This window comes from Pseudomonas lalkuanensis, assembly GCF_008807375.1.
In the GTDB taxonomy this organism is placed as follows: domain Bacteria; phylum Pseudomonadota; class Gammaproteobacteria; order Pseudomonadales; family Pseudomonadaceae; genus Metapseudomonas; species Metapseudomonas lalkuanensis.
Genome location: NZ_CP043311.1, coordinates 4,411,566 through 4,426,263, shown reverse-complemented (window position 1 = coordinate 4,426,263; position 14,698 = coordinate 4,411,566). Strand labels below are relative to the sequence as shown.

General features: G+C 65.5%; 10 protein-coding genes. 7 read left to right on the top strand and 3 right to left on the bottom strand.

The window, feature by feature from the left end; genetic code table 11:
- The first annotated feature begins 139 nt into the window (after positions 1-139).
- The 3 genes from FXN65_RS20535 to FXN65_RS20525 are packed head-to-tail and all read left to right on the top strand — an operon-like array spanning position 140 to position 3,187.
- Positions 140-2,128 carry an FUSC family protein gene (locus tag FXN65_RS20535; RefSeq protein WP_151135860.1) on the top strand — a complete coding sequence of 663 codons (1,989 nt, stop codon included), beginning with the start codon at positions 140-142 and terminating at the stop codon, positions 2,126-2,128.
- A complete protein-coding gene (locus FXN65_RS20530; RefSeq protein WP_028626407.1) occupies positions 2,115-2,321 on the top strand; it encodes a DUF1656 domain-containing protein in 207 nt (68 codons plus the stop codon). The genes FXN65_RS20535 and FXN65_RS20530 overlap by 14 nt, the downstream gene beginning before the upstream one ends.
- An 11-nt stretch (positions 2,322-2,332) precedes the next feature.
- Entirely contained in the window at positions 2,333-3,187 is an 855-nt protein-coding gene (locus FXN65_RS20525) for an efflux RND transporter periplasmic adaptor subunit (protein WP_151135858.1), read from the top strand.
- Between the two features lie 240 nt (positions 3,188-3,427).
- Here FXN65_RS20525 and FXN65_RS20520 read toward each other — a convergent pair whose 3' ends face one another.
- Together FXN65_RS20520 and FXN65_RS20515 are read right to left on the bottom strand one after the other, a co-directional pair.
- Positions 3,428-3,898, bottom strand: a complete 471-nt coding sequence (locus tag FXN65_RS20520) for a MaoC family dehydratase (protein WP_151135856.1) — start codon at positions 3,896-3,898, stop codon at positions 3,428-3,430.
- Complete coding sequence (locus FXN65_RS20515) at positions 3,895-4,854, bottom strand: alpha/beta hydrolase (RefSeq protein ID WP_151135854.1); 960 nt, start codon at positions 4,852-4,854, stop codon at positions 3,895-3,897. Before FXN65_RS20515 ends, FXN65_RS20520 begins: the two co-directional genes overlap by 4 nt.
- A gap of 225 nt (positions 4,855-5,079) precedes the next feature.
- Between FXN65_RS20515 and fadD2 the strand changes: the two genes are divergently transcribed.
- The 4 genes from fadD2 to FXN65_RS20495 all read left to right on the top strand — a co-directional run bounded on the left by fadD2 (position 5,080) and on the right by FXN65_RS20495 (position 13,535).
- Complete coding sequence (gene fadD2 / locus FXN65_RS20510) at positions 5,080-6,768, top strand: long-chain-fatty-acid--CoA ligase FadD2 (protein ID WP_151135852.1); 1,689 nt, start codon at positions 5,080-5,082, stop codon at positions 6,766-6,768.
- 332 nt (positions 6,769-7,100) lie between these two features.
- Positions 7,101-8,807 carry a long-chain-fatty-acid--CoA ligase FadD1 gene (fadD1, locus tag FXN65_RS20505; protein WP_151135850.1) on the top strand — a complete coding sequence of 569 codons (1,707 nt, stop codon included), beginning with the start codon at positions 7,101-7,103 and terminating at the stop codon, positions 8,805-8,807.
- Between the two features lie 187 nt (positions 8,808-8,994).
- Positions 8,995-12,999, top strand: coding sequence for an ATP-dependent RNA helicase HrpA (hrpA, locus tag FXN65_RS20500; RefSeq protein ID WP_151135848.1), 4,005 nt, complete (start codon positions 8,995-8,997; stop codon positions 12,997-12,999).
- Complete coding sequence (locus tag FXN65_RS20495; protein WP_151135846.1) at positions 12,999-13,535, top strand: DUF3087 domain-containing protein; 537 nt, start codon at positions 12,999-13,001, stop codon at positions 13,533-13,535. Before hrpA ends, FXN65_RS20495 begins: the two co-directional genes overlap by 1 nt.
- Positions 13,536-13,707: 172 nt before the next feature.
- On the opposite strand, the gene FXN65_RS20490 is transcribed toward FXN65_RS20495, so the two are convergent.
- On the bottom strand, positions 13,708-14,658 hold the full coding sequence (locus tag FXN65_RS20490) for a LysR family transcriptional regulator (RefSeq protein ID WP_151135844.1): 951 nt from the start codon (positions 14,656-14,658) through the stop codon (positions 13,708-13,710).
- Between the last annotated feature and the right edge of the window lie 40 nt (positions 14,659-14,698).

Here is a 14,698-nt window from a genome sequence, read left to right as displayed (position 1 = left end):
TAACAACCGGAAGCCGACGAACGTAAAAGCCGCCTCTGGACGGCCTAATGTTAGGAAGCTAATAATAAGCCTTGTGTATAGCCTGCCGACTCCGACGGGCTATCTTCAATTTCACACTCACCATCCCTGGACCTTGCCCGTGCGCGAAACCTTGCGTGCCTTCGTGGCGCCCGACATCCCGGCGCTGCAGTTCGCGATCAAGACCCTGCTGGGCGGCGCGCTCGCGCTCTGGTGCGCCTTTCGTTTCGACCTACAGCAGCCGCAGTGGGCGCTGATGACGGCGTTCATCGTCGCCCAGCCGCTGTCCGGCATGGTGGTGCAGAAGGGGCTGGCGCGGTTGCTCGGCACTCTGGTTGGGACGGTGATGTCGGTGACCATCGTCGGTCTCTTCGCCCAGACACCCTGGCTGTTCCTGCTGGCGCTGGCGACCTGGCTGGGCATCTGCACCGCCGCGTCCACCATGATGCGCAGCGCCTGGTCCTATTCCTTCGTGCTGGCCGGCTACACGGTCGCCATCATCGGCCTGCCGGCCATCGCCCACCCGTTGACGGTGTTCGACCAGGCGGTGGCGCGCTCCACGGAAATCTGCCTGGGCATTATCTGCGCCACGCTCACCAGCGCGCTGCTCTGGCCGCAGCGGGTGGAGCGCCAGTTGGCCCGCCAGGCGCGGGATGCCTGGCAATGCGGCATCCAGGCGTCGCTCTCGGCCCTGAAAGGGGAACGCCAGGAGCGCCAGGGCCTGCTCGGCGTGCTCGGCCGCATAGTGGCCGTGGACGCCCAGCGTGAACACGCCTGGTTCGAGGGCAACCGTGGCCGCCAGCGCGCGGTGGCGTTGCAGGTGCTCAGCCGCGATCTGCTCAGCCTGTTGCGCCTGGCCCGTGGCGTGGCACGCCAGTGGCGTCAGCTTGGGGAGGGCGAGGCCGAACGGTTGCGGCCCTGGCTGGAAGAGGTGGAACTGGCCCTTGCCGAACCCGACCCCGCTCGCCTGGATGACTTGCGTGACCGCTTGCTGGCGGCGTCCGAAGACGAGGCGCTGACCACCGTGCAGCAGTATTGCCTGGGCCGCATGGCGATGGTGATGCGCCAGGCTTCCTCCGCCGTGACCGCCATGCACGCGGTGGAGCAGGGACAGGCCCCGACGGATGCGCCGCCGCCGCTGTCCACCCACCGTGATGTGCAGACCGCCGCCATCTACGGCCTACGCAGCGGCCTGGCCTTTCTCGGCCTGTCGGCCTTCTGGCTGGCTACTGCCTGGACTTCGGCAGTCGGCGCGCTGACCCTGACTTGCGTGATCTGCGGTCTGTTCGCCAGCCGCGAGAACGCCGAGCAGATCGGCATGATGTTCCTGCGCGGAATCGTCTATGCGCTACCGGTGGCCTTCATCGTCGGCCAGGTGTTCCTGCCCCAGCTCAGCGGCTTCCCGATGCTCTGCATGGCCCTCGGTGTGCCGCTGTTCTTCGGTGCTCTGGGCATGGCCAAGCCGGCGCTGGGCGCGACTGCCACCTCCTTCTGCCTGCATTTCATCGTGCTCTGCGCGCCGCAGAACCTGATGCGCTTCGACGTCGGACTGTTCTTAAACGAGGCCATCTCCATGCTGCTGGGCGTGGGCTTCGCGGTATTCACCTTCCGCCTGATTCCGCTGCGCAACCCGGTGTGGCACGGCCGGCGCCTGCTCAAGGCATCGCTGTCCGACCTGGCGCGCCTCACCGGTGTGCGGCTGGCCGGTGCGGAGAACTGGTTCGGCGGCCGCATGGCCGACCGCCTGCTGCAACTGGCGCGGCTGTATCCGGTGTTGCCGGAGCAGAGCCGCAGCCGCTGGGACGACGGCATCGCCAGCCTGGACCTGGGCGACGAACTGCTGCACCTGCGGCGCTGCCTGGCGGCGGCGGACCGATCACTGGGCGTCTCCGAGGACCGCTTCCTGCGCAACCTGGAGCGTGTCCTGATGCAGGGGCCGGCGCCCGGTCGCGCCCAGGCCCTCGACGAACCCGTCGGTGATTTGCTGGAGGCCCTGCGTGGAGCGGGTCGCAGCATCGACCGCCGCCTGGCCCAGGCGGCGCTGTTGCAGTTGCAGCAGAGCTGGCGGCAATGGTGTGAACAACAGGAGGCGAGCCATGGGCTTGCGTGAATGGTCCCTGGGCGGCGTGTTGCTCAGCCCTTTCCTGCTTTATGCACTGCTGGCCCTGCTGGTGACCGGCGTGCTGCGCATTGGTCTGGCGCGAGTCGGGCTGGCGCGCTGGATCTGGCACGAGGCGTTGTTCGATTGTGCCCTGTATGTCTGTGTACTGGCCGCGCTGGTCGCGCTGACCGGACACTGGTGAAGGAGAGAATGATGCGTTCGATGTTACGCGTGCTGGTAACCCTCACCCTGGTCGTGGTGGCCCTGGTGGCCGGCTATGGTCTCTGGCAGCACTACATGCTTGCGCCCTGGACCCGCGATGCGCGGGTGCGTGCCGATGTGGTGGTGATATCGCCGGACGTATCCGGCTGGGTCATGGAACTCAAGGTCCAGGACAACCAGCAGGTGAAGGCGGGCGACCTGTTGCTGAGCATCGACCGCGAGCGCTACCAGGCAGCCCTGGAGAAGGCTCGCGCGGTGGCCGACACTCGCCAGCACCAGTTGCGCCTGCGTGAACACGAGGCGTCCCGCCGCGAGCACCTGGGGCCCCAGGCCATCAGCGCGGAACTGCGCGAGAACGCCCTGATCACCGCCGAAGTGGCCCGCGCCGAGTTCCGCGAGGCCCAGGCGGAAGTGAAGGTGGCCGAGCTGAACCTGGCCCGCAGCGAACTGCGCGCGCCCCGCAATGGCCAGGTGACCAACCTGCGCCTGGCCCAGGGCAACTACGTCGGCGCCGGCCAGCCGGTGATGGCGCTGGTGGACGATGGCTCCTTCTACGTCCAGGCCTATTTCGAGGAAACCAAACTGCCGCGCATCAAGGTCGGCGCGCCGGTGAAGGTCTGGCTGATGAGCGCGGGCGAACCGCTCGCCGGCAAGGTGGAAAGCATCAGCCGCGGCATCACCGACCGCAACGCGATTCCCGATACCCAGTTGCTGGCGAACGTCGAGCCGACCTTCAACTGGGTGCGCCTGGCCCAGCGGATCCCGGTGCGGATCAAACTGGACAAGGTGCCGGATGATGTTCAGCTCAGTGCTGGCATGACGGCCAGTGTGACGGTGGAGGAGTAGGGCGGGGCGGTCTTCGCGAATGAATTCGCTCCCACAGGGAGCGTGCAAAGCTTGTTGGGCCTCGTTCCCCGGACCAACCTGCGGCAGGACTGCGTCCTGTAGGGGCGAATGAATTCGCCCCTACAGGAAAAGCGGATGACTGCCCCCTCTCCCGCAAGCGGGAGAGGGGTGGGGTGAGGGCAGACGAATGCCCAACAAAAAAGCCCGGATTCGATCCGGGCTTTTTCGTGTCCAGCGCAATCAGCCGATGGTGATCGGCGGCAGTTCCGGCAATTCCACGGAGAGCTGCTGCTTGGGCGCCAGTACTTCGGCTTCGCCATCCACCACCTGGTCGGAGTTCTGGTTGAACACACGGGTCGCGATGCGCACACGGTTCTTCGGCAGCTTCTCGAGGATTTCCAGTTCCACGGTCAGGGTGTCGCCCAGCTTCACCGGACGGGTGAACTTGAGCTGCTGGCCAAGGTAAATACTGCCCGGGCCGGGCATTTCGCAGGCGATGGCCGCGCTGATCAGGGCGCCGGTGAACATGCCATGGGCGATGCGCTCCTTGAACAGGGTGGTGGCGGCGTATTCAGCGTCCAGGTGCACCGGGTTGCGGTCGCCGGAGACGGCGGCGAATAGCTGGATGTGACGCTCTTCGACGGTGGTGGAGAAGGTGGCTTTCTGGCCGACTTCCAGGGCGTCGTAAGTGAAGTTGGTTACCTGGCTCATGCGGTCTCCTTGGCTTGCGTTGGGTGATGCCGGCTGTGGGCGAGGGCCTGTTCCAGCCAGTCGATCAGGTCGTTGGTCACCTCGTCGCGGTTGCTCTCGTTGAGCAGCTCGTGGCGGGCGTCGGGGTAGATGTTCAGTTGCACGTCCCTGATGCCGGCCCGGCGCAACGCCTGGGCCAGATCCTGCAGGCGGCGGCCTTCGCTGACCGGGTCGCGCTCGCCGCCGATCACCAGCAGCGGCAAGTCGGGGTCGATCTGCGCCAGGTGCTTGGGCGGGGTGATGTTCTGAAGCCCGCCGAGCAGGTCGAGCCACAACTGGTTGGTGCAGCGGAAGCCGCAGAGCGGGTCGCCCACGTACTTGTCCACTTCCGCCGGATCGCGGCTCAGCCAGTCGAAGGCCGTGCGGTTGGGCTTGAAGGCCTTGTTGAAGGAGCCGAACGAGAGGAACTCGATCAGCGCGCTGCGGCCTTCCTTGCCCTGGCGCCAGCGCTCGAAGCGGGCCACCAGTGCGGCCACCTTGTACAGCGCCACCGGCTGGTAGTTGGAGCCGGACAGGATGGCGCCCTGCAGGCTGGAGCTGTGCTGCATCAGGTAGGCCTGGCCGATGTAGCTGCCCATGCTGTGGCCCAGCAGGAATATGGGCGCCTGCGGGTGTTGCTGGCGGATATGGTGGTTGAGGCTGGCCAGGTCTCCGATGACCTTGTTCCAGCCGTCATCTGCAGCGTACTGGCCGAGGACGCCATGCTCGGCGCTGCGGCCGTGGCCGCGCTGGTCCAGTGCGTAAAGCTCGAAGCCGGCGGCCACCAGCGCCTCGCCCAGTCGCGCATAGCGGCCGCCATGTTCGGCCATGCCGTGGGAGAGCATGACCACCGCCCTCGGCGGGGTTTCGCCGGACCAGTGGTTGACGTACAGGGGCACTGCATCGCTGGCGTCGAGCCAGAAGGCATCGTGGCGCATGGCCGATCCTTTTGCCGGGGAATCGGCGCATTGTGCACGGGCGCGGGAGTGGCGCAAAGCGTCCGAGCGTGACCGACGGGTTCTGCAGGGCGCACGGCTTGAGCGGCAAGATTCACATCGTCAATGACGTGTTCCGGAGTATTTGCGCTACGCCGGGGAGCTGCTAAGTTCCGGGCAGTCCCGCAGCGCGGGCCAGACAATTTCAGGGCTTAGAGGATAAGAACAATGCAACCTGATTTCTGGAGCGACAAACGCCCGGCCGGCGTGCCCAACCAAATCGATCTGGCCGCCTACAAGTCAGTGATCGAGGTGTTCGAGCGATCCTGCAAGAAATTCGCCGACCGTCCCGCCTTCAGCAACCTGGGCGTGACCCTGACCTACGCCGAGCTGGATCGCCTGTCCGCCGCCTTCGCCGCCTACCTGCAGAAAAACACCGATCTTGCGCCCGGCGACCGCATCGCCGTACAGATGCCCAACGTCCTGCAATACCCGATCGCCGTGTTCGGCGCCCTGCGCGCCGGGCTCATCGTGGTCAACACCAACCCGCTGTATACCGCCCGCGAGATGCGTCACCAGTTCAAGGACGCCGGGGTGCGCGCGCTGGTCTACATCAACCTGTTCGGCAAGCTGGTCGAAGAGGTGCTTCCCGATACCGAGATCGAATACCTGATCGAAGCGCGCATGGGCGACCTGCTGCCGAGCCTGAAGGGCTGGCTGGTCAATACCGTGGTGAAGTCGCTGAAGAAGATGGTCCCCGACTACCACCTGCCCCAGGCGGTCCACTTCAAGGACGTGCTGAAGCAGGGGCAGGGCCATGCGCTGAAACCAGTGCGCGTGGGCCTGGAAGACATCGCCGTGCTGCAGTACACCGGCGGCACCACGGGCGTTGCCAAGGGCGCGATGCTGACCCACGGCAACCTGGTGGCCAATATGCAGCAGGTGGACGCCTGCCTGTCGCAGCTCGGCCCGGATGGTTCGCCGCTGATGAAGCAGGGCCAGGAGATCATGATTGCGCCGCTGCCGCTGTACCACATCTATGCATTCACCGCGAACTGCATGTGCATGATGGTCAACGGCAACCACAACATCCTCATCACCAATCCGCGCGATATCGGCGGCTTCATCAAGGAGCTGAAGAAGTGGCGCTTCTCCGCGCTGCTGGGCCTGAACACCCTGTTCGTGGCGCTGATGGACCACCCCGAATTCAAGAACCTCGACTTCTCCAACCTGAAGGTCACCAATTCCGGCGGTACCGCGCTGGTCAAGGCCACCGCCGAGCGCTGGCAGTCCCTCACCGGTTGCTCGGTGGTGGAAGGCTACGGCCTGACCGAAACCTCGCCGGTGGCCAGCACCAACCCCTATGGCAACCTGGCGCGCCTCGGCACCGTGGGCATCCCGGTACCGGGCACCGCCTTCAAGACCATCGACGACGCAGGCAACGAACTGCCCCTGGGCGAACGTGGCGAGCTGTGCATCAAGGGGCCGCAGGTAATGAAAGGTTACTGGCAGCGCCCTGAAGCGACCGCCGAGGTGCTGGATGCCGAGGGGTGGCTGAAGACCGGCGACATCGCCGTCATCGATCCCGACGGCTTCGTGCGCATAGTCGATCGCAAGAAGGACCTGATCATCGTCTCCGGCTTCAACGTCTACCCGAACGAGATCGAGGACGTGGTGATGGCTCACCCGAAGGTGGCCAACTGCGCGGCCATCGGCGTGCCGGACGAGAAGTCCGGCGAGGCGGTGAAGCTCTTCGTGGTGCCGCGCGAGGGCGGCGTCAGCGTCGAGGAGCTGAAGGCCTACTGCAAGGAAAACTTCACCGGCTACAAGGTGCCCAAGCACATCGTGCTCAAGGACGCCCTGCCGATGACTCCGGTGGGCAAGATCCTGCGTCGCGAGCTGCGCGACATCGCCTGACCGGAAAGGGCAGGGCGGTCCGCCGTCCTGCCCTCGCTTTTCCCCCTCCCGCGACTCGCATCCCCTGCCGGCATCACCCTCAGCACCCGCGAAAGCCCCGGTCTACGCCGTTTGTCGGCATTTTAGAGCTCGGACTCCAAAAGTGACCGATGCTGAGGCTTTCGGTCATTATTTTGACTGATTGGGGCTGGTTTGGTGCTGGTGAGCCTGTTTTAAAGCTGCTACTCTCGGCGCGTTTTTTTGCCCGTTCGGGCGCACAATCGCACAGAACACAACAAACAACTGTCCCTTGGAGGACAGTGAAATCAGCTGTTGCTTAGGAGTGGGCCTCCATGACCGAAAACTTCTGGAAGGACAAATATCCAGCGGGCGTTCCTGCCGAGATCAACGCCGACCAATACCCCAACGTCCAGGCGGTATTGAAGGAGTCCTGCCAACGCTTTGCCGACAAGCCCGCATTCAGCAACCTGGGCAAGACCCTCACCTACGGTGAGCTCTACGAACTTTCCGGTGCCTTCGCCGCCTACCTGCAGAATCACACCGACCTCAAGCCCGGCGATCGCATCGCCGTGCAGCTGCCGAACATCCTGCAATACCCGGTAGTGGTCTTCGGCGCCATGCGTGCCGGCCTGATCGTGGTCAACACCAACCCGCTGTACACCGCGCGGGAAATGGAGCACCAGTTCAACGACGCCGGCGCCAAGGCGCTGGTCTGCCTGGCCAACATGGCCCACCTGGCCGAGGAAGTGCTGCCCCGCACCGGCGTGAAGCACGTGATCGTCACCGAAGTCGGCGACCTGCTGCCGGCCTTCAAGCGCCTGCTGGTCAACGCCGTGATCAAGCACGTGAAGAAGATGGTGCCGCCGTTCAGCCTGCCCCAGGCGGTCAAGCTCAACGATGCCCTGGCCAAGGGCCGTGGCCGCGCCGTCCGCGAAGTCAGCCCGCAGAGCGGCGACATCGCCGTGCTGCAATACACCGGCGGCACCACTGGCGTGGCCAAGGGCGCGATGCTGACCCACCGCAACCTGATCGCCAACATGCTGCAGTGCAAGGCGCTGATGGGCGCCAACCTGAACGACGGTTGCGAGATCCTGATCACCCCGCTGCCGCTCTATCACATCTACGCCTTCACCTTCCATTGCATGGCGATGATGCTGACCGGCAACCACAACATCCTCATTTCCAACCCGCGCGACCTGCCGGCCATGACCAGGGAACTGTCGAAGTACAGGTTCACCGGCTTCGTCGGCCTGAACACCCTCTTCGTCGCCCTGTGCAACAACGAGGACTTCCGCAAGCTGGACTTCTCCGCCCTGAAGCTGACCCTGTCCGGCGGCATGGCCCTGCAACTGGCCACCGCCGAGCGCTGGAAGCAGGTCACCGGTTGCGCCATCAGCGAAGGCTACGGCATGACCGAGACCAGCCCGGTGGTATCGGTGAACCCCTTCCAGAGCATCCAGATCGGCACCATCGGCATCCCGGTCCCGTCCACCCAGTGCAAGGTGGTGGACGAAGAGGGCAAGGACGTCGGCCTGGGCGCGCCCGGCGAGCTGTGCGTGAAGGGCCCGCAGGTAATGAAGGGCTACTGGCAGCGCCAGGAAGCCACCGACGAAATCCTCGATGCCGACGGCTGGCTGAAGACCGGTGACATCGCGGTGATCCAGGACGACGGCTTCATGCGCATCGTCGACCGCAAGAAGGACATGATCCTGGTGTCGGGCTTCAACGTGTACCCGAACGAACTGGAAGACGTGCTGGCGACCCTGCCGGGCGTGCTGCAGTGCGCCGCCATCGGCGTGCCGGACGAGAAGTCCGGCGAGGCGATCAAGATGTTCGTGGTGGCCAAGCCTGGCGTCAGCCTGACCAAGGAGCAGGTGTTGGAGCACATGCGCAGCAACGTCACCGGCTACAAGGTGCCGCGCGCCATCGAGTTCCGTGAAGCGCTGCCGACCACCAACGTCGGCAAGATCCTGCGCCGCGAACTGCGTGACGAAGAGCTGAAGAAGCTCAAGGCGAAGCAGGAGAAGGCCCAGGCCTGATCCCGCCGAACCACCAGACAAGGCCCCGCACTCGCGGGGCCTTGTCGTTTCAGGCGGTCTACGGCGCTGATGGGGCGGTTCACCTGTAGGGGCGAATGAATTCGCCCCTACAGGTCCAAGCCCGCGCCGGGGGAAATCTGCGACAATTCCGCCCTTGCCGAAAACGACAGCAGAATCAGCGGAACCGATGAGCGAGCAATCCCCCAGCCCCGAACAACTCCTGCAACGCCTCGACCAGGCCATGGGCGCCGACCGCCATCGCCTGCGCCGGCAGCTCCATGAACTGCGCAAGCAGCCGGATGCCACCAAGCTGGCGCAGTGGGCCGAGCGCTTCCAGGCCTCGGTGTCGCGGGCGGAGGCGCGGCGTGCCAGCGTGCCGGTAATGCGCTACGACGATGCCCTGCCCATCGCGGCCAAGCGCGACGAGATCAAGGCGGCCCTGGAAAAGCACCAGGTGCTGGTGATCGCCGGCGAAACCGGTTCGGGCAAGACCACCCAGTTGCCGAAGATCTGCCTGGAGATCGGTCGCGGCACCCACGGCCTGATCGGCCATACCCAGCCGCGCCGGCTGGCGGCACGCAGCGTCGCCACGCGGGTGGCCGAGGAAATCGGCAGCCCCCTGGGCGAGCTGGTGGGCTACCAGGTGCGCTTCGAGGACCAGTCCAACGAACGCAGCCTGATCAAGCTGATGACCGACGGCATCCTGCTGGCCGAAACCCAGCACGACCGCTTCCTCGAACGCTACGACACCATCATCGTCGACGAGGCCCACGAGCGCAGCCTGAACATCGACTTCCTCCTCGGCTACCTCAAGACCCTGCTGCCGCGCCGGCCCGACCTCAAGTTGATCATCACCTCGGCCACCATCGACCTGGAGCGCTTTTCGAAACATTTCGGCGATGCGCCGATCATCGAGGTGTCCGGCCGCACCTACCCGGTGGAAACCTGGTACCGGCCGCTGGCCGCCGAGGTGGACGAGGATGGCGAGGCGCTGTTCGACGACCTGTCCGTGGACCAGGGCATCCTCCGTGCCCTGGACGAGATCGCCGCGCATGAACGCGAAGTGGGCAAGCGCCCCGGCGACGTGCTGGTGTTTCTCCCTGGCGAGCGGGAAATCCGCGACTGCGCCGAAGTGCTGCGCAAGGCTCAACTCAAGCACACCGAAGTGCTGCCGCTGTACGCGCGCCTGACGCCCGCCGAGCAGCAGAAGATCTTCCAGCCCATGCCGGGCCGCAAGATCGTGCTTTCCACCAACGTCGCGGAAACCTCGCTGACGGTGCCGGGCATCCGCTATGTGATCGACAGCGGCACCGCGCGCATCAGCCGCTACAGCTACCGCGCCAAGGTTCAGCGCCTGCCGGTGGAAGCGGTGTCCCAGGCCAGCGCCAACCAGCGCAAGGGCCGTTGCGGCCGGGTCGAGCCCGGCATCTGCGTACGCCTCTACAGCGAGGAGGATTTCCTTTCCCGCCCGACCTTTACCGATCCGGAGATCCTGCGTACCAACCTCGCGGCGGTGATCCTGCAGATGCTCCACCTGCGCCTGGGCGATATCGAAGCCTTCCCCTTCATCGAGCCGCCGGACGGCAAGGCGATCAAGGACGGCTTCACCCTGCTGCAGGAGCTTTCGGCGGTGAATCGCGAGAGCCAGCTCACCCCCATCGGTCGCCAGTTGGCGCGCCTGCCCATCGACCCGCGCCTGGGGCGCATGGTGCTGGAAGGGGCTCGCCAGGGCAGCCTGGACGAAGTGCTGGTGATCACCGCCGCGCTGTCGGTGCAGGACCCGCGTGAACGGCCGATCGAACGCCAGCAGGCCGCCGACCAGGCGCACGCGCAATGGAAGGATGTGGATTCCGATTTCGCCGCGCTGATCAACCTCTGGCGCGGTTTCGAAGAACAGCGCCAGGCGCTGGGTTCCAACGCCCTGCGCACCTGGTGTCGGAAGAATTTCCTAAACTACCTGCGTCTGCGCGAATGGCGCGACGCCCACCGCCAACTGGTGCTGATCTGCCGCGAGCTGAAGCTCTTCCCCGTGGCCGGCAAGGGCGAGAGCACCGAAGCTGCCAAGCCACAGAAAGACGCCAAACCACGTCCGCAGCCGGCGCCCGGCAAGGCGGGTGAAGCCCCCGAGCGCAGCATCGATTACGCCAAGGTGCACAAGGCGATCCTCTGCGGCCTGCTGAGCCAGATCGGCCAGAAGACCGAGGACGGCGACTACCTCGGCGCGCGTCAGCGGCGCTTCTGGATCCATCCGGGCACTGCCATCGCCAGGAAGCGCCCGCAGTGGGTGATGACCGCCGAGCTGGTGGAAACCACCAAGCTGTTCGCGCGGATGGTCGCGAAGATCGAGCCGGACTGGCTGGAACCCCTGGCCGGTCACCTGGTGAAGAAGAATCACCTGGAACCGCACTGGGAGAAGCGTCGTGGCCAGGTCGTGGCCTTCGAGCAGATCACCCTCTACGGCCTGATCATCGTCGGCCGCCGCGCCGTGCACTATGGCCCGGTGGACCCGGAAGTCTCCCGTGAGCTGTTCATCCGCGAAGGCCTGGTACGCGGCGAAATCCACAGCAAGGCGAAGTGCCTCGCCGCCAACCGCCAGTTGCTGGAGAAGCTCGACGAACTGGAAGCCAAGGCCCGCCGCCGTGACATCCTCGCCGACGAGGAAACCCTGTTCGCCTACTACGCGGCGCGCCTGCCGGCGGACATCTACCAGACCGCCAGCTTCGAGAAATGGTACGAGCGCGAAAGGGCGAACAACCCGAACCTGCTGATCATGCGCGAGGAAGACGTGCTGGCCCGTGAAGCCAGCGAAGTCACCGCCGCGCAGTACCCGGACAAACTGCGCCTGGGCGAGCTGCAGCTGCCGCTGACCTACCACTTCGAACCCGGCCACCCGCGTGACGGCGTGACCCTGCGGGTGCCGGCGCCGCTGCTGCCGCAACTGCCGGCGGAGCGCCTGGAATGGCTGGTGCCGGGTCTGCTGGAGGCCAAGTGCGTCGCCCTGGTGCGCAACCTGCCCAAGGCCATCCGCAAGAACTTCGTACCGGTGCCGGACTTCGTGAAGGCGGCGCTGGACAAGATTGTCTTCGGCCAGGGTTCTTTGCCTGAATCCCTGGGCCGCGAACTCACCCGCATGACCGGCGCCCGCGTGCCGGAAGAAGCCTGGGTCGAGGCCGCCGTGCAGCTGGAAAACCACCTGAAGATGAACCTCGAGGTGGTGGACGCCCGTGGCAAGTTCCTCGGCGAAGGACGCGACCTGGCCGAGATCACCGCGCGCTTTGCCGAAGCCAGCCAGGCCGCCCTGGCCATTCCGCAGGCGCAGCAGGAGCAGAAGCCGGTGGAGGCCAAGGGCTTCGCCCAGGTGGCTTCAAGCACCCAGCAGAAGGTCGCCGGCCTTTCCATGACCGTCTACCCCGCGCTGGTGGAGGAGGGTGGCAGCGTCAAGGAAAGCCGCTTCCCGACCCAGGTCGAAGCTGACTGGCAACACCGTCGCGCCCTGCAGCGCCTCTTGCTGCAGCAACTGGCGGAAACCGCCAAGTTCCTCCGCGGCAAGTTGCCGGGCCTTACCGAGCTGGGCCTGCTGTATCGCGACATGGGCCGCGTCGATGCGCTGGTGGAAGACATTCTCCTGGCCAGCCTGGACAGCTGCATCCTCGACGGCGAAGCCAGCCTGCCCCGCGACGGCGCGGCCCTGGCCTCGCTCGCCGAGAAGAAGCGCGGCGCCTGGGCCGAGCATGCCGAACGCCTGGCGCGCCTGACCCTGGAAATCCTCAAGCTCTGGCATGCCCTGCAGAAACGCTTCAAGGGCCGCATCGACCTGGCCCAGGCGGTGGCGCTCAACGACATCAAGGCGCAGCTGGGCAACCTGGTCTATCCGGGCTTCGTCCGCGAAACCCCGGCGGAATGGCTGAAGGAACTGCCGCGCTACCTCAAGGCCATCGAGCAGCGTTTCGACAAGATCGCCGCCCAGCTGCAGCGCGACCGCGTCTGGTCCGGCGAGCTGGCCGGCTACTGGGAGCAATACCAGGCCCGCCTGGCCAAGCACGCCCAGGAAGGCAAGCGCGATCCGGAGCTGGTGCTCTATCGCTGGATGCTGGAGGAATACCGCGTCTCGCTGTTCGCCCAGCAACTGGGCACGAAGATGGCGGTATCCGACAAGCGCCTGAACAAACAGTGGAGCCAGGTAGAAGCCTGATGAGCGAGTCCTTCGAAATCCGCCCCATGAGCCCCGAGCTCTACCGCAAGCAGACCCGCCGCATCACCCTGGTGGTCGCGGCGATCTTCATCGCCCTGGCGCTGCTGATGTCCACCTTCTGCGTGCAGGTGTTCGGCACGCCCGGCGGCGACAATTTCCGCTGGAACCTGATCGGTGTGCTGGCCGGGCTGGCGATCACCGTCGCCGTGGTGCGCATCCAGCTCTGGCCGCGTCCCTGGATGGCGCCGGCCGTTTACGGCTGGCAGCTCAAGCGCAGCCTGATGCGCGTTACCAACGTCATGCACAAGGTCAAGGCGGGGGTGGCGGCGGGTGATCCGGCGGCGATGAAGCTGCTGCGCTTCTACCACCTGGGCCTGACCCAGATGCACCAGCTGGACGGCAACAGCGCCGACCTCAGCCATCACGTGCGCGAGATCGACCAGCACCGTGAAGCGATGGAGGCACAGGGTCTGGAAGTGGAGCAGAACCGTCTGGAGCTGAGCTGGCTGGAGGCGGTGAAGGGATACGGTAAGTAGCTCCGCCACCTTCCTACTTCCGGGAGAGCGGCTGATGGCACGGAGCTGCGCAGGGAAATGTTGGGCTTCGTTCCTCAGCACCAACCTACGGCAGAACTTCGTTCTGCCTGGCGAATGAATTCGCCCCCACAGGGCTCCTGCCAGGGCAGGGTGGTTGGCCAGCGCGACGCCCCTATCGCCCCCCCAACCTCAAGCTGTACTCCGCCACTGCCTTCTCATCCGCCGCCACGCGCTCCGGCAGGAATTCACGGAGGAATTCCACCCAGGTGCGGATCTTCGCGTCGAGGAATTGCCGCGACGGGTAGAGGGCGTAGATGCCCAGGGGAAAGAGGCTGTGGTTGGGCAGGACGCGCACCAGGCTGCCGTCCCTCAGGCCGCTGATGGCTGAGTACACCGGCACCACGCCAACCCCTATGCCGGCCTTGATGGCTTCGGTCATGGCGTCGGCGGTGTTCACCTGGAAGGGCGTCTGGTTGACGCTGACCATCTCCTGGCCGTCCGGTCCTTCGAACAGCCACTTGTCCAGGGACATCACGTTGTTCACCAGGCGCAGGCAGCGGTGCTTCGCCAGCTCAGCGGGCAGGCGCGGCGCGCCGTGCTTCTCGATGTAGCCGGGCGATGCGCAGAGCACGCTGTAGGTGGTGCCGAGCTGCTTGGAAATGAACCCCGAGTCCGGCAGTTCCTGGGCGATCACCACCGAGATGTCGTAACCCTCGTCGAGGATGTCGGTGGTGCGGTTGGCCAGGGTCAGGTCGAAGCTCACGTCCGGGTACTTCTCGCTGTACCCGGCGATGGCCTTGATCAGGTAGTGCTGGCCGATGCCGGTCATGGCATGCACCTTCAGATTGCCCACTGGGCGTGCATGAGCCTCGCTGGCCTCGGCTTCGGCCTCTTCGATATAGCCAAGGATCTGCTCGCAGCGCAGCAGGTAGCGCTGGCCGGCTTCGGTCAGGGCGATGCGGCGGGTGGTACGGTGCAGCAGGCGGGTGCGCAGGTGGGTTTCGAGGGTGGCGACGGCGCGGGAAATGTACGAGGTGGTGAGGTCCATGCGCTGGGCAGCCGCAGTGAAGCTGCCGGTTTCCGCCACGCAGACGAAGGCGCGCATGTTGAAAAGGATGTCCATGTAGGGTCCTGGCCCGGAAGGGAGCCGAATTTTGTCACGA

Excerpts from the sequence above, each read along its gene's own strand:
- FXN65_RS20495 (WP_151135846.1), top strand. The coding sequence starts at position 12,999 with ATGAGCGAGTCCTTCGAAATCCGCCCCATGAGCCCCGAGCTCTACCGC.
- FXN65_RS20520 (WP_151135856.1), bottom strand. The coding sequence starts at position 3,898 with ATGAGCCAGGTAACCAACTTCACTTACGACGCCCTGGAAGTCGGCCAG.
- fadD1 (WP_151135850.1), top strand. The coding sequence starts at position 7,101 with ATGACCGAAAACTTCTGGAAGGACAAATATCCAGCGGGCGTTCCTGCC.
- fadD2 (WP_151135852.1), top strand. The coding sequence starts at position 5,080 with ATGCAACCTGATTTCTGGAGCGACAAACGCCCGGCCGGCGTGCCCAAC.
- FXN65_RS20515 (WP_151135854.1), bottom strand. The coding sequence starts at position 4,854 with ATGCGCCACGATGCCTTCTGGCTCGACGCCAGCGATGCAGTGCCCCTG.
- hrpA (WP_151135848.1), top strand. The coding sequence starts at position 8,995 with ATGAGCGAGCAATCCCCCAGCCCCGAACAACTCCTGCAACGCCTCGAC.
- FXN65_RS20530 (WP_028626407.1), top strand. The coding sequence starts at position 2,115 with ATGGGCTTGCGTGAATGGTCCCTGGGCGGCGTGTTGCTCAGCCCTTTC.
- FXN65_RS20525 (WP_151135858.1), top strand. The coding sequence starts at position 2,333 with ATGCGTTCGATGTTACGCGTGCTGGTAACCCTCACCCTGGTCGTGGTG.
- FXN65_RS20490 (WP_151135844.1), bottom strand. The coding sequence starts at position 14,658 with ATGGACATCCTTTTCAACATGCGCGCCTTCGTCTGCGTGGCGGAAACC.